The organism is Stakelama marina, from assembly GCF_018122655.1.
Classification (GTDB): domain Bacteria; phylum Pseudomonadota; class Alphaproteobacteria; order Sphingomonadales; family Sphingomonadaceae; genus Sphingomonas; species Sphingomonas marina.
This window is the reverse complement of record NZ_JAGRQC010000001.1, coordinates 843,736-865,153: the sequence shown is the minus strand read 5'-3', so window position 1 is coordinate 865,153 and position 21,418 is coordinate 843,736. Positions and strand designations below refer to the sequence as shown.

Annotated in this window: 13 protein-coding genes; 1 reads left to right on the top strand and 12 read right to left on the bottom strand. The window is 63.9% G+C overall.

All coding sequences use genetic code 11. The features are described from left to right. Window positions 1–213: 213 nt before the first annotated feature. From bioB to J7S20_RS04050, 6 genes are read right to left on the bottom strand one after another with little or no spacing between them, the layout of a single operon-like run. The gene (gene bioB / locus J7S20_RS04075; RefSeq protein ID WP_284052947.1) at window positions 214–1,350 is read right to left on the bottom strand and encodes a biotin synthase BioB; all 1,137 of its coding nucleotides are present in this window, start codon (window positions 1,348–1,350) and stop codon (window positions 214–216) included. Beyond that, on the bottom strand, window positions 1,347–3,479 hold the full coding sequence (gene scpA, locus J7S20_RS04070; protein WP_284052946.1) for a methylmalonyl-CoA mutase: 2,133 nt from the start codon (window positions 3,477–3,479) through the stop codon (window positions 1,347–1,349). The genes bioB and scpA overlap by 4 nt, the downstream gene beginning before the upstream one ends. Before the next feature lies 1 nt (window position 3,480). Next, window positions 3,481–3,900: a methylmalonyl-CoA epimerase gene (gene mce, locus J7S20_RS04065; protein WP_284052945.1), complete on the bottom strand. Its 420-nt coding sequence runs from the start codon at window positions 3,898–3,900 to the stop codon at window positions 3,481–3,483. Then, window positions 3,894–4,700, bottom strand: a complete 807-nt coding sequence (locus tag J7S20_RS04060) for a hypothetical protein (protein ID WP_284052944.1) — start codon at window positions 4,698–4,700, stop codon at window positions 3,894–3,896. The genes mce and J7S20_RS04060 overlap by 7 nt, the downstream gene beginning before the upstream one ends. 2 nt (window positions 4,701–4,702) lie before the next feature. Beyond that, on the bottom strand, window positions 4,703–5,125 hold the full coding sequence (locus tag J7S20_RS04055; RefSeq protein ID WP_284052943.1) for a hypothetical protein: 423 nt from the start codon (window positions 5,123–5,125) through the stop codon (window positions 4,703–4,705). Window positions 5,126–5,131: 6 nt separating this feature from the next. Continuing rightward, on the bottom strand, window positions 5,132–6,664 hold the full coding sequence (locus J7S20_RS04050; RefSeq protein WP_284052942.1) for an acyl-CoA carboxylase subunit beta: 1,533 nt from the start codon (window positions 6,662–6,664) through the stop codon (window positions 5,132–5,134). 100 nt (window positions 6,665–6,764) lie between these two features. Between J7S20_RS04050 and J7S20_RS04045 the strand changes: the two genes are divergently transcribed. Next, window positions 6,765–8,189, top strand: a complete 1,425-nt coding sequence (locus J7S20_RS04045) for a helix-turn-helix domain-containing protein (RefSeq protein ID WP_284052941.1) — start codon at window positions 6,765–6,767, stop codon at window positions 8,187–8,189. A 218-nt stretch (window positions 8,190–8,407) separates the two neighbouring features. Here J7S20_RS04045 and J7S20_RS04040 read toward each other — a convergent pair whose 3' ends face one another. The 6 genes from J7S20_RS04040 to J7S20_RS04015 all read right to left on the bottom strand — a co-directional run bounded on the left by J7S20_RS04040 (window position 8,408) and on the right by J7S20_RS04015 (window position 21,411). After that, window positions 8,408–11,371: a bifunctional YncE family protein/alkaline phosphatase family protein gene (locus J7S20_RS04040; RefSeq protein ID WP_284052940.1), complete on the bottom strand. Its 2,964-nt coding sequence runs from the start codon at window positions 11,369–11,371 to the stop codon at window positions 8,408–8,410. Next, window positions 11,368–12,015, bottom strand: a complete 648-nt coding sequence (locus tag J7S20_RS04035) for a type 2 periplasmic-binding domain-containing protein (protein ID WP_284052939.1) — start codon at window positions 12,013–12,015, stop codon at window positions 11,368–11,370. Before J7S20_RS04035 ends, J7S20_RS04040 begins: the two co-directional genes overlap by 4 nt. Beyond that, window positions 12,012–14,057 carry a phospholipase C gene (locus J7S20_RS04030; RefSeq protein WP_284052938.1) on the bottom strand — a complete coding sequence of 682 codons (2,046 nt, stop codon included), beginning with the start codon at window positions 14,055–14,057 and terminating at the stop codon, window positions 12,012–12,014. Before J7S20_RS04030 ends, J7S20_RS04035 begins: the two co-directional genes overlap by 4 nt. A 222-nt stretch (window positions 14,058–14,279) precedes the next feature. After that, the gene (locus J7S20_RS04025; protein ID WP_284052937.1) at window positions 14,280–16,721 is read right to left on the bottom strand and encodes a TonB-dependent receptor domain-containing protein; all 2,442 of its coding nucleotides are present in this window, start codon (window positions 16,719–16,721) and stop codon (window positions 14,280–14,282) included. 245 nt (window positions 16,722–16,966) lie between these two features. After that, complete coding sequence (locus J7S20_RS04020) at window positions 16,967–19,018, bottom strand: phosphocholine-specific phospholipase C (RefSeq protein ID WP_284052936.1); 2,052 nt, start codon at window positions 19,016–19,018, stop codon at window positions 16,967–16,969. 182 nt (window positions 19,019–19,200) lie between these two features. After that, window positions 19,201–21,411, bottom strand: a complete 2,211-nt coding sequence (locus J7S20_RS04015) for a protein-disulfide reductase DsbD family protein (RefSeq protein WP_284052935.1) — start codon at window positions 21,409–21,411, stop codon at window positions 19,201–19,203. Between the last annotated feature and the right edge of the window lie 7 nt (window positions 21,412–21,418).

The following is a 21,418-nucleotide window of genomic DNA, read 5'->3' as shown; positions in this document are numbered from 1 at the left end:
CCGTTTCAGGGTCCACCGCGCCACATGCGCTGACGGCTCAAGTTGAAGAGTGGATGCTGAAACGAGTTCAGCATGACGGGTGTTCTGACCAATCATTCGATCACCAACCCGTCGTCATGCCGGACTTGATCCGGTTTCCCGCTTCTTTCGCGAGTAAAGAAGGAAGAAGAAGCTGGCCCCGGATCAAGTCCGGGATGACGGGCATGGTAAGGGTCACTCGGCGGCCTCGACGTGCGGGGTGCGGCCGCAGCCGGCGCGCATCGGTTCTTCGCTCTCCATCGGCTTCAGACCCAGCCGAGCCAGCATCGCGCTGTCGGCGTCGTCGCCGGCATTGGCGGCGGTCAGCAGCTTGTCGCCGGTGAAGATCGAGTTCGCACCGGCCATGAAGCACATCGCCTGCGTCGCCTCCGACATGCTCTCGCGGCCCGCGGACAGGCGGACCATCGAGCGTGGCATCGTGATGCGCGCGACGGCGATCGTGCGGACGAATTCGATATCGTCGATCTTGGCCATCGGCGTGTCGGCGAGCATGTCGCCGAGCGGCGTGCCCTTTACCGGCACCAGCGCGTTGACCGGCACGCTTTCGGGATGGCGCTCGAGTGTCGCGAGCGCGTGGACGAAGCCGACGCGGTGCTCGCGCGTCTCGCCCATGCCGACGATGCCGCCCGAACATACGTTGATCCCGGCGTCACGCACGTTCGACAGCGTGTCGACACGCTCCTCGAAACTGCGCGTCGAGATGACGTTTTCGTAATTCTCCGGCGCGGTGTCGATATTGTGGTTATAATAGTCGAGCCCCGCTTCCTTGAGCTGCGCGGCCTGTTCGGGCGTCAGCATGCCGAGCGTCATGCAGGTTTCCATGCCCATCTCGCGCACGCCCTTCACGATCTCGACGATCGCGGGCATGTCGCGGTCCTTGGGGTTGCGCCACGCAGCGCCCATGCAGAAGCGCTTCGACCCGGCATCGGCCGCCTGCGCCGCCGATTGCAGCACCTGGCGCACGTCCATCAGCTTCGTCGCCTTCACGCCCGAATCGTGATGCGCCGATTGCGAGCAATAGCCGCAATCCTCCGGACAGCCGCCGGTCTTGATCGACAGGAGCGTACAGAGCTGCACCTCGCCGGGCGCGTGATGTTCGCGGTGAACGGTCGCGGCGCGGTAGAGGAGCTCGGTGAACGGCAGGTCGAAGAGTTCGGCGATCTCCGCGCGCGTCCAGTCGGTGCGGGGCTCCCCTCCCGCCTGCGGGAGGGGTTGGGGGAGGGCCTGATTGTCGGAGGATGCGGTTGCCGCATTTCCCTCCCCTAACCCCTCCCGCAAGCGGGAGGGGGAGTTTGTTTCGTTCAGCGTCATTCAGCAGCCTCATCGATCGGGGGCATGTTGTGGCCGAGCAGTTTCAGCACGTCGCTGGCCGCGTTCACCAGATTGGTGCCGGGGCCGAAGATCGCCTGCACGCCGGCGTCGCGCAGGAAGCCGTAATCCTGCGGCGGGATGACGCCGCCGGCGACGACCTTGATATCGGCATGGCCGGCATCCTTCAGCTTGGCGATCAGCTCGGGGATCAGCGTCTTGTGACCGGCGGCAAGGCTCGACGCGCCGACGACGTCGACCTGCTTCTCGATCGCCAGTTCGGCGGCCTCTTGCGGTGTCTGGAACAACGGTCCCGAAACGACCTCGAAGCCGAGATCGGCGAACGCGCTCGCGACGACGTTCGCGCCGCGGTCGTGGCCGTCCTGGCCCATCTTGGCGACAAGGATGCGCGGCTTGCGGCCCATGCGCTGCTCGACCGCCTTCGTGCCGTCGACCGCGCGCGCCCAGCCGGCATCGTCCTTGTGCGCGGGGCCGTAGACGCCCTTCACCGGCGTCACGCTGACGCCGTGGCGGCCGAAGACGTCCTCCATCGCACTCGACATCTCCCCGAGCGTGCAGCGCGCGCGTGCCGCCTCTACGCAAAGCGCGAGGAGGTTGCCGTCGCCCTTCGCACCGTCGCGTAGCGCATCCAGCGCGGCCTGCGCCTTGTCCTCGTCGCGGGCACCGCGCACCTGTTCGATGCGGCGGATCTGGTCGGCGCGGACCTTGGCATTGTCGATGTCGAGAATGTCGATCTCGTCCTCGGTATCGCGGCGATACTTGTTCACGCCGACAATGACGTCCTCGGCACGGTCGATGCGCGCCTGACGTGCGGCGGCGGCGCGTTCGATATGCTCCTTGGGAATGCCCTTTTCGACCGCATGCGTCATGCCGCCGGCGGACTCGACCTCCTCGATCAGTGCCCATGCCTTGTCGGCGAGTTCCTTCGTCAGCGCCTCGACATAATAGCTGCCGCCGAGCGGATCGGCGACGTTGGTCATCCCCGTTTCTTCTTGCAGGATCAGCTGCGTGTTGCGGGCGATGCGCGCGGAGAAATCGGTGGGCAGCGCCACCGCTTCGTCGAGCGCGTTGGTGTGGAGCGACTGGGTGCCGCCGAAGGTCGCCGCCATCGCCTCGATCGTGGTGCGGATAACGTTGTTGTACGGGTCCTGTTCGGTAAGGCTTACGCCCGATGTCTGACAGTGCGTGCGAAGCATCTGGCTGCGGGCATTGCCGCCGAAATCTGCGATGATCCGGCTCCACAGCGTCCGCGCGGCACGGAGCTTTGCCACCTCCATGAAGAAGTTCATGCCGATGCCGAAGAAGAAGCTCAGCCGCCCGGCGAACTTGTCGATATCGAGCCCGCGTTCGAGCGCCGCGCGGACATAGGCCATGCCGTCGGCGAGCGTGAAGGCGAGCTCCTGCACCGCCGTCGCCCCGGCTTCATGCATGTGATAGCCGCTGATCGAGATCGAGTTGAATCGCGGCATGTGGTCGGCGGTATAGGCGATGATGTCCGACACGATCCGCATCGATGGCTCGGGCGGGTAGATATAGGTGTTGCGGACCATGAACTCCTTGAGGATGTCGTTCTGGATCGTGCCCGAAAGCTGATCCTGCGACACGCCCTGTTCCTCGGCCGCGACGATGTAGAACGCCATGCATGGCAGCACCGCGCCATTCATCGTCATCGACACGCTCATCTTGTCGAGCGGAATGCCGTCGAACAGGATCTTCATGTCCTCGATCGTGTCGATCGCGACGCCCGCCTTGCCGACATCGCCGGTGACGCGCGGATGATCGCTGTCATAGCCGCGGTGCGTGGCGAGATCGAACGCGACCGACAGCCCCTTTTGTCCGGCGGCGAGGTTGCGGCGGTAAAAGGCGTTCGATTCCTCGGCGGTCGAGAAACCGGCGTACTGGCGGATCGTCCACGGCCGGCCGGCATACATGCTGGCATAGGGCCCGCGCGTATAGGGCGCGAAACCGGGAAGCCCCGGATCGCCGGCGTCCTGAGCCGTATAGACGGGCTTCACGTCGATCCCCTCGGGCGTCGCCCAGGTGAGATCGCGGCCCTTCACTTCCTTGGTCGCGGCGGCCTTCCAGTCGTCGATCGTCGGCTTATCGGCCATCTCAGTGCGCGCCCTCCCTGGGCGTCTCCATGAATTCGGTCAGCATCCCGCCCATGTCCCTGGGGTGCGCGAAGATCACCGGCGTGCCGTGTGCGCCGATCCGCGGTTCGCCGAGGATGCGGACGCCCTTGCCTTCCAGCTCGGCCTTGGCGGCGTGGATGTCGGGCACCTCGAAACAGACATGGTGCTGCCCGCCGAGCGGGTTCTTTTCGAGAAATTTGGCGATCGGCGATTCCGGCCCGAGTGGTTCGAGCAGCTCGATCTGGCTGTTGGGCGTGTCGACGAAGCACACGCGCACACCCTGCGCGGGCAGGTCGAACGCCTCGCCGATCTGCGTCGCGCCGAGCACATCGCGGTAGCGTGCAACGGCATCGTCGATCGACGGCGTGGCGACGCCGACATGGTTCAGGCGGCCTAGCATGACTGCATCCTCGCTTTGCCCTCGACGACATATTGGTCGCCCTGGCGCATATAGTGGTCGGTGAAGGTCTCGGTTCCGGTGTAGCGAACGTCGAACGACTTGTTCTTGAGGATGTTCGCGATCGTGCCGTGGAGCCTCACCTTGGTATCGGCCATCACCGATCCGCTATTGTCATAGCTGAGCGGGATGCTGACCATCGTCTTCGGACCCGTATCGGCGAGCCGCGTAAGCGTCGCGACCGAGCAGGTATAGCCCTGCCATGTGCCGCCGCCGGTGGCATAGATGACGGGGTCGTCGGTGAACTTGTTCGACACGCGCCAGTTGGCGGGCGGGGCACCCCAGCTCGATCCGTCGATCGCCTCTGGCCATTTGCCGGTGACGGCGAAGGCATCGTCGCCCTTGGGCGCGAGATAATAGACGCCGAGCGCGCCCGAACAGCCATGACAGCCATCCTCGATCTGCATCGAGGTGATGAGGATCGCCCGGTCGCCGTTCCAGAACAGCTTTGCCGGACGGGTGATCGTGCGGTCGCCATTCTTCTCGCCGAATGACTGACCATCCTTGCCGAGTGCGGCCGTGGTCGCGAGCGCCTGCTGCTCACCCGCCGGCAGCGCGCGCACGCCGCTGGCCTCTGGCGTTGCCGTCGCGGTGGGAACGGGGGAGGGCTGTTCGACCGGCGTTTCCGAGGAGCGGTTGTCGATTTCGATCGACATCCAGATCGCGAGACCGACCGCCAGAACGACGACGACCCCCAGCGCGATAAGCATCGCCGGAATTGCGCGTTTGCGTGTCCTCGACATCGCTATGCCTCCCTTTGCTCAAAGAGGACTGAACGGGCCTTTCGTCTAAAACATTGAGACGATTTTCCGCCGACATCTTTGCGCATTGCTTCGACCAATGCACAAAAGTCTTCAAATGAAGTTTCGTCAGACAGAACTGCGTGGCGTGACTGTTTTTCGAGTGCGCGAACCACATTCAATGAACCATTCAGGAGTATTCTTGCTTTTCCTTCAATGGATTTAGCTACAGCAACTTTTCGCTCCGGCGAATCCATGGGTGCCTGTGACATTTGTGCGACAGCTTCAACGAACAGTTCGTAATCCCGCTGCCGCGATTCACGTTCGAACTGCCTATGCGACTGAAACCAGCTTACGGCTGATTGGAGAGAGCCCCCAAGAATAGCGGCGCCAAAACCAATAATTGCTGCACTTATCTCAGCCTGCATGATTCCTCACAAGGGAATGTTGTCGTGCTTCTTCCACGGATTTTCGAGCGCCTTGTTGCGAAGCTTGCGCAAGCCCAGCGCGATGCGACGGCGCGTCGAATGCGGCTGGATCACCTCGTCGACAAAGCCCTTCGACGCCGCGACGAACGGGTTGGCGAAGCGTGCCTCGTACTCCGCGGTCTTTTCCGCGATCTTCTCGGGATTGTCGGCGTCCTGGCGGAAGATGATTTCGACCGCGCCCTTGGCGCCCATCACCGCGATCTCGGCGGTCGGCCAGGCATAGTTGAGGTCGCCGCGCAGATGCTTCGACGCCATCACGTCATAGGCGCCGCCATAGGCCTTTCGCGTGATGACCGTGATCTTCGGCACCGTCGCTTCGGCATAGGCGAACAGCAGCTTCGCGCCGTGCTTGATGATGCCGTTATGCTCCTGCCCGACGCCCGGCAGGAAACCCGGCACGTCGACGAAGGTGATGATCGGAATGTCGAAGGCGTCGCAGAAGCGCACGAAGCGCGCGGCCTTTTTCGATGAATTGATATCGAGCACGCCCGCCAGAACCATCGGCTGATTCGCGACGACGCCGACGGTGCGCCCTTCCACGCGGCCGAAACCGCAAATGATGTTGGCGGCGTGGGCGGGCTGGATCTCGAAAAAATCGCCCTCGTCGAGCGTCTTTCGGATCAGCTCGTGCATGTCGTAGGGCTGGTTGGCGTTGGGCGGGACGAGCGTGTCGAGGCTTTCCTCGATCCGGTCCCAAGGGTCCTCGCTGGGTCGTTCGGGCACATGCTCGCGGTTGGAGGCGGGCAGGAAGTCGATGAAGTCGCGCGCGGCGAGAAGCGCCTCGATATCGTTTTCGAACGCGACATCGGCGACCGAGGACTTGGTCGTGTGCGTGACGGCGCCGCCAAGCTCTTCCTGCGTCACGACCTCGTTGGTCACCGTCTTCACCACATCGGGGCCGGTGACGAACATGTAGCTCGAATCCTTCACCATGAAGATGAAGTCGGTCATGGCGGGCGAATAGACAGCACCACCCGCGCACGGGCCCATGATGAGCGAAAGCTGCGGGACCACGCCCGACGCCAGCACGTTGCGCTGGAACACCTCGGCATAGCCGCCGAGCGAGGCGACGCCTTCCTGAATGCGCGCGCCGCCCGAATCGTTGAGGCCGATGACGGGCGCGCCGACCTTCATCGCCATGTCCATGATCTTGCAGATCTTCTCGGCATGGCGTTCGGAAAGCGACCCGCCGAACACGGTGAAATCCTGGCTGAAGACATAGACCAGCCGGCCGTTGATCGTGCCCGATCCGGTGACCACGCCGTCGCCGGGGATGACCTGATCCTGCATCCCGAAATCGACGCAGTTATGTTCGACATACATGTCGAGTTCTTCGAACGAACCGGCATCGAGCAGGACTTCCAGCCGTTCGCGCGCGGTTAGCTTGCCCTTGTTGTGCTGCGCATCGACGCGGCGCTGGCCGCCGCCGGCACGCGCGCCCGCACGGCGCTTTTCCAGTTCTTCGACGACATCGAGCATGGTCGGGCCTCCTTTGATCCTGCTTCTTTCAGATTTACAGGCGGGCGGGCAAATGTGAATTTGCAGAATCGATCATCGATGTTTGCAAATATGAGGGGTCATGGCACAACAACCGCGCCGCATCTTCGCCGGCGAGAAAGTCCGGGGATTGAGGAACAGGCTGGCGCTCACCCAGTCTCAAATGGCCGAACGCATCGAAATATCCGTCAGCTATCTGTCGCAGATCGAGAATAATGACCGGCCGATGACCGATGCGGTGCTGATGGCGCTGTCGCGCGAGTTCCCGAACGACTGGGCAGAGATTACGCCCGAGGACAACGCAGCGCTGCTGGCGGCGGCGACCGAAGCGCTGAGCGACCCGGCGATCGCGGGCGATCCGCTGTCCGACGATGGCATCCGCATGGCGATAAAGCGCCAGCCGCGGCTCGCCGAACGGATCGTGTCATTGCATGCGGCGCTGCGTCGGTCGCAGGAGCAGCTTCGCACCATCGACGACGCGCTCGATCGCGGCGGGGGCGAGGCGGCACCGCTGCCCTGGGACGAGGTGCGCGACTGGTTTCATGCCGAGAACAATTACATCGATACGCTCGACCGCGCGGCCGAGCGCATCGCCGAAGAACTGGCGACCGAGGGCGAGGGCATGTTGCCGGCGATCCGCCAACGCTTGCACGAGCGCCACGGCGTTCGGGTGACCTCCGAAGGCTTTCCGAAGCGCGACAACGAACTGCGGGAATATGATCCGGTGGCGCGGCTGTTGCTCATCAACCGGCTGGTGCCGCTCGAGACGCAGCAGTTCCAGCTCGCACATCAGCTCGTGCGGATGGAGATGATCGACCTGATCGGCGAGGTGGCGCGGCGCGCGCACTTCACCGCCGAACAGTCGCGCACGCTGTTGGAGGTCGGGCTGGCGAATTATGCCGCGGGCGCGCTGCTGATGCCCTATGGCCGGTTCCGCGCATCGGCGCGCGAGGTGCGGCACGATATCGATGCGCTGCGTACCCGCTTCGGCGTCAGTTTCGAACAGGTCTGCCACCGGCTGTCGACCCTGCAGCGGCCGGGGGCAAGCGGGGTGCCGTTCTTCTTCTGCCGTGTCGACATGGCGGGCAACATTACCAAGCGCCATTCGGCGACGCCGCTGCAGTTCGCACGCTATGGCGGCGCGTGTCCGCTATGGATCGTCCACGAGGCGGTGGCGATCCCCGACCGCATCGCGATCCAGCTTGCCGAAACGCCCGACGGTATCCGCTATGTTTCGATGGCGAAGGGGATCGTGAAGCCCGCGAGCACCTATGCGACGCCGCCGCGCCGCTATGCCGTGGCGCTGGGCTGCGAGGTGGGGGACGCGAAGAACTTCGTCTATGCCGACGAACTGGACCTGAGCGGCGGGCGCGATGCGACGCCGATCGGGGTGTCGTGCCGTATTTGCCCGCGATCGTCGTGCAGCCAGCGCGCCTTTCCGCCGGTCGCGCAGCGCATCGAACTCGACCCCGACCGGCGAACGGTGGTGCCGTACCGCGTTCCCTGAGCCCGTTTGCTCCGACTCGGGCGTTTAGCCTATCATCTGCGGTGATCCCGGTAGATCGGCCATAAGAGCCGGCCACCGGGCGGAGAGGAGCCTTATGGACCGCATGAGTCCTGACATCGGCACGTGCCCATTCATTTTCCTGCTGGGCCTGGCGCTGAGCGCTACCGCGCTGGTCGCGATCTTCCTTGCGTTTGTCGCCTGACGGGGGCGCGACCGGATCATCGTGAGTGGCCGCAAAGGCCTGCGCCGGGTGCACGAGTGTGGGCGAGCAGACGGGTGCGATCGGTTCGCAGGTCGGCGCCGCCGCGCGTTTGCGGATGGAAGCGCTGGCCGGTCAGTCCGCGCCACAACGCTGCGTTGAAGCGCGGCGTATCGAGCCGGTCTTCCTGTGAGAAGTCCTGGCCCTTCATGGCGGCGGCCCAGTAAGCGGCGTCACGCGGCGAATGCGTGCCGCAGGCATCTGCCGATGCGGTGATCTTGCCGGCGGGCAGCGGCAGTTCGGTCCCGCGCAACACGGCCGGGACGACGGCATCATAGGTCCAGTCGGCACGCGATGTGTCGAAGGCGTCGGTCATCGGCCTGGCGAGACCGTCGTTGAGGCCGAGCGGCGCGATGCCAAGCACATCCTCGATCGTGCGGAGCATGTTGACCGTGGTGTAATGCGTCGAAACGACGGCGTGGTGCTTTACATAGGGACCGACGATGAAGCCGACGCTGCGATGCGCATCGACATGGTCGGCGCCCGCCTGCGCATCGTCTTCGATCACGAAGATGAGCGTATCGTCCTTGTAGCGGCTGTGCGCGACATCGTCGATCACCCGGGCGACCGCATAGTCGTTGTCCGCCATCTGGGTGGAGACGGTGTTCACCCCGTCTGCGGCATCGGCGAAATTGCCGAAATGATCGTGCATCAACCGCACGAGGCTGAGCGTCGGGAGATCATTCTGCGCGGTGAAGAGGTCGAATTCGCGCTTCCATTCGCGGTAGCGCCAATAGTCGGCATATTTGTTGTCGAACCCGCGATAATAGGGGTCGCTGTGCGTCCTGAGCGCCGCCTTGGTAGGGAAATACTGGCGGACATGCGCGGCAAACGGGTCGTGCGGCATCGGCACGAACGCCGGGTCGTCGCGTGAATAGCGGGCGAGATCGCCGAAGAACCCGTAATTGCGCATGCTAAGCCCCGCGCGCAGCGCCGAGTTCCACAAATAGCCCTGGCCGGCTTCGCCCTCCCCAGGCCCGTCGAGTTCGGCGACGTCGCGCGCGCCCGGCAGCAGATCGGGGTCGTCGGGCGTGTCCGGATTGGCGCGGCGGCGCTGCGCAAGGTCGCCATAACCGACATTGATGTTGCGGTTGGTGCCTTCGGACGGATAGGTCAGCCCGCGTCCGGCATAGTTCACCGGCGCATTTTTTTCGAGATAGTCGTTGGTGCGCGCGGCGGTCGTCCAGTCCCAGCCGGTATTGCTCGCTTCTCCGCTGTCGTAGAAATTGTCGAAATCGACGAACTGGTCGGCCCAGCGATGCGCATTCGGCGCGAAGGGCGCGAGGATCGCAAGCGACGGATCGCCATTGCCCTTGTCCAGATCGCCCAGCACCTGATCGTAGGTGCGGTTTTCACGAACGATATAGATGACATGGTGGATGTGCTTGCGCAGGAACGCCATCATATCGGCATCGCGCGCATCTTCATCCGCGCGGTCGAACCCGTTGTTCGCCGCTACCTGCCGGGTGAGCTTCGCCAGCGCCGCACCGTCGGGCATCGGCATGTCGAGCATCCCGGCCTTTTCGAGCTGCATGACATATTGGTTCTTCGTGTCGCAGGGGCCGACGACCTGCTTGTAGCTTTCGGTATTGCAGTGACCCGGATTGGGGCCGGGCGGGCTTTTGGCATTGAAGACGATAAGCCGGTTCGAACCCGGCGCCACGGCGACCGCGTCGGGATACCAGCCGGTCGGGATCAGGCCGATGACATGGCTGGCGGTGGCAATACCCGCGTCCTCGTCATCGTCCTGCCGGGCATCGGAGGCATTCCCTATCGCATCGCTGCCAAGCGCGACGACCGCCACCGCATTGGTGCCGCCATTGGTGACGAACATCGTCCTCCCATCGGGAGAAAGCGCGAGGTTGTTCGGGTTGGCGCCTTTCAGCCCGGTGCTGTCGGGGAAGACATTGGGGGGTGCGACCGTGGGAACGCTTTCGACAATGCGGTTGCGGGCCGTGTCGATGATGTCGAGCGTGTCCGAATTGTCGGAAGTGACGAACAGGCGGGTGCCGCTGCGGTTCAGCAGCAGATGGTTGGGTTGCCCCTTGAGGTGGATTCGCGCTGTGACGCGGACGTCCGCGGGGTCGATGCCGAGTATATCGACTTCCCGGTCGCGCAGGCTCGACACATAGGCCCGGTCCGGACCGGCAAAGGTGATGTCGAACGGATATTCGCCGCCGGGAATGCCGTGGCGGGCCGGATCGATCTTGCCGGGACGCAGATCCTGCTCGGCCAGAACCTTGCGCGTGGCGACATCGATCAGCGACACCGAATCGTTGGCGAGATTGGCGACCAGCATCCGGGCGCCGTCTGGGCTGACCGCCAGCCCGGCAGCCATCGGCTTGTCGCCTATGCCAAGCCCTGCCGAATGGCCGAGCGCGATCGGTGTGCCGTCCTCCCGCCATTCATCGCCATCCTGGCGGTAGACATGGACATTGTCGTCAACGCCGCCCGCAACGTAGAATTCCGGGTGGTTCGTCTGGTCGGGATTCCACGCGATGCCGCTGAACGTGTCCGGTACCTGGATGACTTGCGCCAGCACCGGACGGTCGCCGCGGTCCAGCGCGTAGACGAAGACATATTCGTTCGACGCATCGGCGATCGTTTCGCCGGTCGGATAGATGAAGACGAACTGGCCCTTGTCCTTGTCATAGGTTTTTACCGGCGGGCGATATATTCGGTTGTATCCGCTGGTCAGGACGAGCAGCGTCTTGCCGTCCGGGCTGAGCGCGGTGTTGACGGCGTGATCGGCGGTATAATTCGGAAAGCGTTCGAGGCCCGGGTTGAGCGGTTGGAAATGCGCGCCCGGCGCGGCTGTCGGCGTGATCCGCTTCGACGTGGATAGCATCGCGGTATGCGCGGCATCCTGCGGCGGGGCTGCCTGAGATGCGGTTGCGAGCGCCAGGGCGGCCAGAGCGATCATCGATTGCGTTCCTTCAAGACATTTGCGGCATCGCGTACACCGCGTACCCATTCGGGGCTTGCCGATTCCGGTGTCGCGGCGAAGATTGGCGTTTCCGCCAGCGGCTGCGCAAGTGCGCGATCGCGCGGCCCCGTCGGAGCATGAGCCGCATCGACCGCCATCGCCGCGCATTTTCCGGCATCATAGGCGTCGCGCATTTCGACCGGTTCCTGAAAGGCAAGCCGTTCGATCGGCGTGCGCGTTTCGTCCGCCCATTCGTCCAGCGCATCTTCGGCGCGTGTTCCGACGATAAAGCAGATCATCGTTCCGGCAAGGTCTTCCGGCCGGCGCACCGCCGACGCGGCGGGAACCACCAGAAGCTGACGCTGAACCGCGATCACCGGACCCGCGCGCCAATGCGCCGCCTGGGGCAGGTCCAGTTCGGCGCGCGACAGAAATGCGATGCGGTCGTTTGCCGATGCGATGTCGGCTGCGCTCGCATAGTCTTGGAACGCGACCGGCGCGCCGTCGGCGAGCGTCCGGCACAGATCGACCGCCCGGCCGCGCCAGATGCCGTCCGCCCCCTGATCGGCAATGCCGGGGCGCGGTACCGCGCCGCAAGACAGCGGCGCGCTCGCGGCGAGCAGCAGCGCGAGACCGATCATGGCGCCGGATGGTTATATTGGGGAAGCGTTGCGGGAAGCGTGTTGAAACCGGCCGGGATGCGGGTGTTGATGCCCTGGCGAACGTCCTCGGGCGTCATGCCGATGCGCTGGCATCCCTGACCACCGTAATGCGGCAGGCTGGCGACCACGTCGGTCGGGATCATCGCATAGCTGCCCGGCAGGATCGGCGCCGTACCCGCCAGCCGCTTCGGATCGAAGGCGGAGAGCAGACTGTCGGTAACCGGCGAATTGATGTCGCGCGGGCCCAGATGGCGTTGGTGAAATCCCGGCGGGCCGAACTTGTTGAACCTGGGGCTGTCGCCGGCCTTCAGCGCGGCCTTTTCATCCGGAAGGCTGGCGAGCGGGCGAAGGCCGAAAATGTCCTCGATCGTTTCGATCACGGCATTGTGGTCGCCCTCGGCGTGCGACACGACATGCGCCCGCGCATAGGGGGAGATCACGAGCAGGGGCACCCGGACTCCGCGTGACAGCGGCAGACCATCGGGACCGTAGGACAGGATCCGTGGCGGGACATGGTCGTAATAGCCGTCCGATTCGTCATAGGTGATGACGATAGCGCTTTGCGACCACAGCTTCGGATTCGACGCGATGGCGTTGATGACGCGTGCGTTCATCGCCTCGCTGATCTGACGGTCGGCATAGCTGGGATGGTCGTCGTCGCCACCCTTGGCATCGCGAATGGCCTTCACGTCCGAAGGGGTGAGCTTTGCCGGGAAATCGGGGTTCTGGATCGGCACTTTCATGCCGTCGATATTCCCGAGCCCGCCGCGGATGTAGATGATGCCGCCGCCCGCAGGCAGCGCGTCATGCGCGACATCGTGGAAAAAGTCGCCAAGCCCCTTCAGCGACGTGCGCGCGATCGTGTTGTCGGCGAGATAACCGAAATATTGCGGGCCTTCATGGTGCGCGACGAAATGATCGTGGGTGGCGACGCCGGGCGGGTCGGTCGGTTCGTGGTCATATCCGTTCTGGTACCAGCGCCATGCGACCGGAGCGTGTCCGCTAGCCGCGATGGCCGGGATGTCGTGCCGGATATCGGCCTGGTTCTGTTCGGGATGGCGATCGCCCGACAGCGTCTTGCGAATGCCCGATCCCATCGCGGTCAGCGGCACGGTCGCGAAGGTCAGGTTGGTCGATATGTTGTACGGGCCATCGCCGTGCTTGCCGTAATTTTCATGTGGCGATGTCGGTTCCGGCGCTGCGTTCGGCGGCGTGAACTGCGACCCCCAATAGGGATTGGGATCGTTGACGACGGGCACGCCCTGCATCGCGCCGGTTCCCGAATAGCTGTCGCCGTTGATCGTCCCCGTCATCGCGCCGTTATGGCCAGAGGGGCCGTGCTTCACCCATTGGGTTTCACCGGCCTGCCCCGCGATCATCGCGATCGCGTTGGGAGTGGAGGGCGTGTCTTCGGTCGCGAAGATATTGTCGAACAGCGTGAAGCGGTTGGCGTAGCGCCAGAAGAAGGGGATGGTGTCGCAATCGAGATAGGACATCACGAGATTGGCGAATTCACGCCCCCGCGCGATCTGCGCCTTGGTCTTTGCTGGACCTGACTTGCCCGAGAACTCGGCTTGCGCGAACCCGTCCATCCGGGCGACGCCGCCCGTCACATCGAGCTTGCGCGCCAGCGCCTTGTGGCTGTGATCGACGCTGTCGAGAACGGTGGCGTTCTGTGCAGGGCCGAGCCGGAACGGCCGAACGCTGACGCGCGTGCCCGTCGCCGGGTCGGTATAGCTTTGCACGAAGCCCGGGGTGTGCGCTGCATCGCGCGGCTTCTGGCCGTTCGAATACAGACCGTTCGCGCCGGGGAAGGTGCCGTATTCGTGATCGAACGATTCGTTTTCGTTGAAGATCACGAAGACATATTTGACCCGCTTGCGCAGGAGCTGAATGATCTTGTCGCGCGCCGGCGAATTTTCGGTGGCGGGGTCGATGAAATAGCGCGCCGTCTCTTTGTCGGCGGACGGTGGCTGCGCCGTGACGATCCGGCTTTGCGCGCCGGCGGGAAATGCCGTCATCAGGGCGAGAGGAAGGAGACAATAGCTGTGTCTGCGGACGCGTGCGATTTTCGACATGCCTCGCAGCTAGGCGCGCAATATGTTGGAGATGTTACGGTTCGGCCGTTCGGGCAAATTTTTGTCCGCGATACGTAGCGCCGCCCATTTTATCGCGACAGGAAGAAGACCGCGCCGGAGATAATCTCCGACACGGTCCCTTCGTCTCCGCAATGCGGGCGTTCGTCAGAAGTCGAACGTGGCGGTCAGCACGGTGGTGCGCGGTGCACCGATCCAGGCACCGCCGCCCGAGATGCCGCCCAGATAGTCCTTGTCGAGCAGATTGTTGACGTTGAGCGTCAGCTCCATGCCCTTGAGCGTCTGGGAAATCCGTTCGCCGCGAACCCCGACATACAGGTCGGCGAGGAAATACCCGTCGGCCTTCCAGCTATTGGCGAGATTTACCTGACCATTCGCGTCGGCGCGGTAATTCACATAGCGCGAGCCGGTGTACTTGCCCGAAATTCCCGCGCGGAACGGCCCGTTGTGCCAGTCGAGCGAGGTGACGAACATGTTCTTGGGAATGCCGGTGACCTGCGTGCCGGGGTAGATGTTGTTGGCAAGGTCGATTTCGGTGGCGCCGGTGCCGAGATAGGTCGAGTCGGTGTAGGTGTACGACCCGTACAGCGCCAGCGTCGGCAACAGGTGAACATTCGCCGCCAGTTCGACACCGCGGCTCTTGATACCACCGGCGTTGAAATAGCTGCCGTCGAGCGGATTCAGATAATTCGGACCGCCCGTCGCACCCGGCGCGAGATAGACCACGCGGTTGTTGAACTTGATGTCGAAAAAGGTCGCTGAGGCCGAAATGCCGTGGTGGTTGTACCGGACGCCGGCGTCGATATTGCGCGCCGTTTCGGGCTTGAGCCGGGTGAAATCGGTCGTCGAAACCTCGAGCAGGTTGTCGCTGAGCGATTTGAAGTTTTCCGCATAGCCCGCGAAGAATTCCAGACCGCGAACTGCGGGGCGCCACTGGACGCCGCCGGACAGCAGCACCTTCGACTTCGAATTGACCGAGATGTTGCTCGATTCACCGAACAGATCGTTGCGCTTGAGGGTGGTCGAGAACTGCTTCAACCCGCCGGTGAGCGTCAGGCTGCCAAGCGTGACCTGATCTTCCGCATACCATTTGAACACGGTCTGCGGATAGACGCGGCTATACTGGATCCAATAGGGCTGACGGTCCCAATTGTCGCCGATGCGCGCGTCGATAACCTTGTGCCATTCGCGCGATTCGGTGCGGCGGGTATCTTCGTACCAGACGCCGCCGCGCAGCAAATTGTCGGCGGCTCCGAGCTGCGTTTCCCAGTCGAAATCGGCGGTGAAGCCAAGCCGCCGCTTCTTGTAGACCGTATTGCGGTAGGACTGCACCGGGATCGCACCGGCCGGATAGCAGGAAGGATCGTACTTCGGTCCCGCGCCGCCATAGGGGAAGGTGATGGTCGACGTGCATCCGTCGGCGGGCGAAAGCGCAGCGCCGTTGGAGTCGACATAGACGAAGGTGCCGAGAGGCGCGCCGCCCTTGTAGGTCACGCCGCCGGTATATTCGCTCTGCGGATTTCCCGCGCCGTCATTATGGACGTCGACGAGATAGGGAGGCGCCCAGTCGCCGCGCCCGTTATTGTGATGATAATAGCCGCCGAGGTGGAGGTTGAACGTGTCGCTCAGCCGTGCATCGGCCTTCAGATAGGCGAAATAGTTGGTGCGCAGCGTTCCCCAGGCCGGGCGGTAAAGCTGGTCGACATAGGGCACGCCGGTCCAGTTTCCGATCAACTGGTCCCAATGCGGGTCGGCGGCATAGTCGGCGGCGCTGAAGAGCCGCTGGTAATTGTTTTCGACCGCGTCATCGTAAGAACCGTAGCTGGTGAGTTTGACGCTGCCGAGATCGGCCTGGATCTTGGCCGCGATATTGTCGCGACGATTGCCCGCCGACCCGTTCACCCAGTCGGTCGCTTCCTGATGCGAAGCCGAAATCCAGGCCTTGAACTGGTCGTTGAACAACAGGCCGGTGTCGTAACGGGCATAGGCGCGCTTCGACTGGAACTGGCCCAGCGACCCCGATACGCGCATCCGCTGCGTGTCGAGCGGATCGCTCGTGCGGTAGTCGATCGTACCGCCCAGCGCCTCGGTCGATCGCGACGCGATGTCGCTGGTGCCCTGAGCGACGGCGATTCCGCCGATATTCATCGAATCGATATACCGGTTGGCCTTGGAACCGCCGCCATAGTTCGAATTGCCGTTGGGCATGCCGTCGATGGTCATGCCGATCTGCTGTTCGTTCAAATTGTCCTGAAAGCCGCGGATTTCGACCGCTGCGGACCAGTCGTCAAAGCCGAACGTGTCGCCTTCGTTGACATTGACGCCGGGCAGTTTGTTGATCGCCGAAAGCGGGCCGGTGAGCGGCGGCACCTGCATCAGCATTTCCTTGCTGACTTCGGAATTGTTGTAGGTGGTCGCCTGCCCCGTCACGACGATATCGGTCGACGGTGTGGAAGCAGTATCGGAAGCGTTCACGGTAGCCGCATCGGCATTTGTCGTACCTGTGGTGCTCTGCGCGTGCGCCGCGACCGGAACCGCGAGCGCCAACAGGCTTGCAGTGAAACAAAGATACGACTTGCCGAATGTCATTGCGTGAGCTCCCTGGTGCGCCGCTGTCGGCGGCGATGTTTGTGCGGCGCCGCATTGGGGGGTGAGTGCTTCACAGCGATGACGGTTCGCGGTCATTCCTGTGACCATTCCGAAAATTGTCGCGAGCCGCCCCGCATGAGCAAGGGATCACGCCTCGCGCGTGGCTGTCTGGCCAGGCGGCGATAAAGGACTTGTGAAGGTGGCGGCAGTTTTTGGCGGGTTGGCGTCGGTTTTACGCTTCTGGATTATCCAAGCGCCGGGTCCGAACGACTGGCACGCCCCGTTTCGATGTGCCCCGAAAAGCGGCGGACGAAGTGCGCGTTCTGCTGGACAAGGCGGAGGTCGTACCAGTGGTCGTTCGCGGCGAGCGGCACGTTCACGAGGCGGCGTGCGCCGGGAAGCAGGGTGAAGCGATCGGCGGCAATTTCGCCATAAGTCGGCGCGTCGAGCACGAAACTTTGTGGCTGCTCGCCGTGGTTGGCGATCGCCAGTTCGAGCATGTCCTGCGACTTCCGGCGGAGCGTCGCGATCGGCGCGGCGGCATCGTGTTCCGATATTACGCCGACAAATTGGCGGAAAAATCCGTTTGGACCATGGACGCGTATGTCGTGGCGACCGTCGACCGGATGGCCAGGCAGGCGATCGGTCAGTTCACCGCCTGCGCCCACCGTATAAAACCACGGCCCCGCATCGCCATCCGCATAGACGTTGAAGACTGCGGCTGCAGCACCGTGGTTGACGAAGCGAAAGTGCAGCCCGTCGTCCCGGGCCTCCGCCTCGACTTCCAGCTCATAGGGCAGCGGACGGGCAGGGCGGCGACCCGGTTCCTGGCGCGGGACGGATTGCCGGGCCGGGATGGCGGGTGGCGGCAGCTTCGCCTCGGCAGCAACACGCTCCAGATACCCCGTCGTGTCGGGAAAGGCGTGAAGCGCGGCGCCATCGGGATCGGCGAAGTCGAACATGCCCGTCAGGTCGCCGGTGACCGCACGCCGCCACGGAGTGATATTGGGTTCCATCACGCCGAAGCGGCGCTCTAGAAAGCGAATGACCGATGTATGGTCATGCACCTGCGAATTCACCCAGCCGCCCCGCGACCACGGCGATACCACGATCAGCGGAACCCGGACGCCGAGTCCGACCGACTGCCCCTGATAGACCTCTCCCCGCGTATCGATGCTGCTCAAACCCATCGCGCGGTTGGTCGCGGGAAGCGGGGCGGGCATATGATCGAAAAAGCCGTCATTTTCATCATAGTTGATGATTAGGGCGGTCTTTTCCCAGACATCGGGGCGCGCCAGAAGCGCGTCGATGATCCGCGAGGTGAGCGACTCGCCATATGCAGGCGGGGCTTCGGGATGCTCGCAATATTTGGTCGGCGCGACCAGCCAACTGACCTGTGGCAGACGATCCGCTTCGACATCGGCGGCGAAGGCGGCGATCAAATGTTTTGCCTCGCTGTCATCGGCGTTTTCCGCCGTCGATCCGGGGACGATGGCGCGACCGCGCCGGTATAATGGCGACGCCGGGTCGAGGCCGCGAAACTGCCTGAAATAGGCGAGCGAATTGTCGCCGTAATTGTCATATTCCTGATAGAGCCGCCAACTGATGCCCGCCGCCTGCAACCGCTCGGCATAGGTCGTCCACGTTCCCGGCGAATAGCCTGGCTGCGCATCGTTGTCGCGCGATGCATCGGCCGTCCAGTTGCCGTCATCCGCATTCGAGACGGCCTGTGGCCCGGCGTTGCCTGCCGCCAGTCCGCTGGTGCCTGAAAACAGGAACATCCGGTTGGGATCGGTCGGGCCGTGGATCGAGGCGTAATAGGCGTCGCAGACCGAAAATGCGTCGGCAAGCGCGTAATAGAAGGGGATGTCGGCGCGCCGGAAATGGCCCATGGACATGGCCGTCTTGTGCTTTATCCACACATCGTAATCGGCCCATTCGGCAGTATCGCCCTTCCAGCTGTGATCGAGGCTTTTGAGCAGTTGTGCGCTGGTCGTTCGGCTGTCGAGGTGGAAGGGAAGGACGGCGCCGCCCGCGGGGTCGGGCTGGTGAAATACCGATTGTCCATTGCGCAGCCGCATCGGGCGTGGATCGCCATAGCCGCGTACCCCGGCGAGCGTTCCGAAATAATGATCGAACGAGCGGTTCTCCTGCATCAGGATGACGACATGTTCGACATCGCGGATCGTGCCTGTCCGCGGTTTCGCAGGCCGGGCGAGCGCGCGGGCGATAGGGGCGGGAAGCGCTCCCGCCGCGGCCAGCGAAGAAATCCTGTGCAGAAACGCGCGACGGTCCATCGGGAAAATTCCAAGAAGACGGCTGGAGGAGCGGAGTGCTCCCCCTAGGCGGCGCGGGTGACCGATTTGTTGCAACTGCACCGGCGATCGTCTGCGCCCGGTCGCTGTGAGTCGATTGGCTCGGCGTCGGGCTTACCCGACTGAACGGTGCCGCGTTATCCGACGTGTTCGGGCCAGACTATTCAGGCATCGCCTTTTGCTTGCCGCGCGAGCAGTTCGGGCGAAAGCAGTTGCGGCAGAATGCGAGGTTCGCCGTGCGGCGGATAATAAAGGTAAAATGGGATGCTGTTGCGCCCATGATCGGCAAGAAACCGGGTGATCCTGGGATCGCCGTCGGTCCAGTCTCCCGTCATCGTGACAACGCCGGCCTGCTGGAACGCGCGGCGCGTCGTGCTCGTGTCGATGGCCAGTTTCTCATTCACCTTGCAGGTCATGCACCAGTCGGCGGTGAAATCGAGAAAGACGGGCGTTCCGGCGGCGCGCAATTCGGCGAGTTTTGCGGTATCGAACGGTTCGTGCAGTGCATCGGCAGCGGGGGCCGCTTCGGCGCGCGGCGCGGGAAGTTCGACCATCATCGCTGCGGCAATCGCAAGCGCACCCGGAACCAGAACGTACCAGGCCCGCGCACCGCGGCGCTGGCGGTGCCCGAACCACCAGAGCGTCACACCGCCCAACACCGCGAGTACAAGCCCGATCGTCATGCCGCCGACGCCGGTCTGACGCCCGAGCACCCAGGCGAGCGCGATGGCGGTTGCGAACATCGGGAGCGAGAGGATGCGGCGGAAGGTTTCCATCCAGCCACCGGGCTTCGGCATGCGACGCTGCAGCGCAGGTATCCAGGCGATCGCGACGAATGGCAGCGCCATGCCTAAGCCGAGCCCGGCGAAAATCGCGAGTGCGGCCCCCGGCGAAAGAACGAGCGCGGCGCCGAGCGCCCCGGCCATGAACGGGCCGCTGCACGGCGTGGCGATGATGGCCGCGAGCGCTCCTGTCGCGAAGGCGCCTTTCCATCCCGACTGCATCGCGGCGCCACCCGACAGCGACGGTGCGCGAAATTCGAAGAGTCCGGCGAGGTTCAGCGCGATTGCCGTCGTCAGGATCAGCAAGACGAGAATCATATGCGGCGATTGAAGCTGGAACGACCAGCCAACCTGTTGCCCCATCGCGCGCAACGCCAGCAGTACGCTGCCCAGCGCCAGCGCGGTGGCGATGCTGCCTGCCGCATAGGCGAGTCCTTCGCGGCGCGCTTCCTCGCGGTCCGCGCCGGCGCGGGCAAGGCTGAGCGCTTTCAGGCTGAGGATCGGGAATACGCACGGCATCAGGTTCAGGAGCAATCCGCCGATGATCGCGCCGAGCAGTGCCGTCAGAAGGATTGGTCCGTTTGCCGGGCCGTTTTCGCCAGCAGGCGCGGCAGTGGTACCGGCAGCGGAATCGGTTGCGGGGGAAGTCGCCTTTGCTTCGGGAGAACCGGCTTCGCGACCGCTTTCGAGGTTCGTTGTGGCCGCGCCGTTTCCGTTCGCGTCGCTGCGCGTGTCGCTTTTCGATGCGGGTGTGCCGACGCCCGGAAGCGAAGCGGCGACTTTCCCGACGCGGACGCGGTAGGATTTCGAACCATCCGAAACCACGCCGATAAACGGCGGCTTGGCTGAACCCTCGGTGGCGACGCGGATCAGGACGCCGCGGTCCGATCGGCTTGCATGTTGCCGGGAATCGGCACTGAACCAGCCGTCGCCCGCCGGGAAAATATGGGTTTTTGCAGGGTCGAGACCCGCGGCGGCAGGCAGCAGAAACGAAAGCGTGCCGTTGCCGCGCGCCAGGTGCGCGTCGCCGGGGAGCGGCTTCGGCAACCGTGCCACGGCTTTGGCAATGGCGGCCGCTCCATCGGCCGACGGCGCACCATCGCCGACCGTAAGATTCGCCGTGAGCACGGCGCGTTCGGGAACACACAGCGTATCCGAACAGGCCAGCCAGCTCAGCGACGCCTTGATCGGCAGCGTCGTGCCCTTTTTCATCGCGTCGGGTATTGTGATGTTCCCGACCAGGGCGAACGGCCCTTCATGGACGTAGCTGCGAATACCGCCGATATCGAGAAGGGCCGGCGCCGGGTGCTTCAACGTCCCGAACGAAACGCCGTCCGGCGCAGACCAGTCCACCGAAACCGGCAGACCGCTATCGCCGGGATTGATCCAATAGCCATGCCAGCCTGGTTCCGGGGTCATCCGGATGACGAGCCTGGTGGTGCTTCCCGGCTCGGGACGCTGCGTGGCGACTTCCAGCGATGCCGCGATATGCCGCGAACCGCCGCCAATCTGGGCCGTGGCCGGCGGCGCCGCGATCAACGGCGCCAGCGCGGCCAGCAGCGACAGGAACCGCACGAGAAGCTTCATGACCATTGGTTCG

What these genes read in the sequence shown, in the direction of transcription:
- bioB (WP_284052947.1), bottom strand. Translation starts at nt 1,350, where the DNA reads ATGACGCTGAACGAAACAAACTCCCCCTCCCGCTTGCGGGAGGGGTTA.
- scpA (WP_284052946.1), bottom strand. Translation starts at nt 3,479, where the DNA reads ATGGCCGATAAGCCGACGATCGACGACTGGAAGGCCGCCGCGACCAAG.
- mce (WP_284052945.1), bottom strand. Translation starts at nt 3,900, where the DNA reads ATGCTAGGCCGCCTGAACCATGTCGGCGTCGCCACGCCGTCGATCGAC.
- J7S20_RS04060 (WP_284052944.1), bottom strand. Translation starts at nt 4,700, where the DNA reads ATGTCGAGGACACGCAAACGCGCAATTCCGGCGATGCTTATCGCGCTG.
- J7S20_RS04055 (WP_284052943.1), bottom strand. Translation starts at nt 5,125, where the DNA reads ATGCAGGCTGAGATAAGTGCAGCAATTATTGGTTTTGGCGCCGCTATT.
- J7S20_RS04050 (WP_284052942.1), bottom strand. Translation starts at nt 6,664, where the DNA reads ATGCTCGATGTCGTCGAAGAACTGGAAAAGCGCCGTGCGGGCGCGCGT.
- J7S20_RS04045 (WP_284052941.1), top strand. Translation starts at nt 6,765, where the DNA reads ATGGCACAACAACCGCGCCGCATCTTCGCCGGCGAGAAAGTCCGGGGA.
- J7S20_RS04040 (WP_284052940.1), bottom strand. Translation starts at nt 11,371, where the DNA reads ATGATCGCTCTGGCCGCCCTGGCGCTCGCAACCGCATCTCAGGCAGCC.
- J7S20_RS04035 (WP_284052939.1), bottom strand. Translation starts at nt 12,015, where the DNA reads ATGATCGGTCTCGCGCTGCTGCTCGCCGCGAGCGCGCCGCTGTCTTGC.
- J7S20_RS04030 (WP_284052938.1), bottom strand. Translation starts at nt 14,057, where the DNA reads ATGACGGCATTTCCCGCCGGCGCGCAAAGCCGGATCGTCACGGCGCAG.
- J7S20_RS04025 (WP_284052937.1), bottom strand. Translation starts at nt 16,721, where the DNA reads ATGACATTCGGCAAGTCGTATCTTTGTTTCACTGCAAGCCTGTTGGCG.
- J7S20_RS04020 (WP_284052936.1), bottom strand. Translation starts at nt 19,018, where the DNA reads ATGGACCGTCGCGCGTTTCTGCACAGGATTTCTTCGCTGGCCGCGGCG.
- J7S20_RS04015 (WP_284052935.1), bottom strand. Translation starts at nt 21,411, where the DNA reads ATGGTCATGAAGCTTCTCGTGCGGTTCCTGTCGCTGCTGGCCGCGCTG.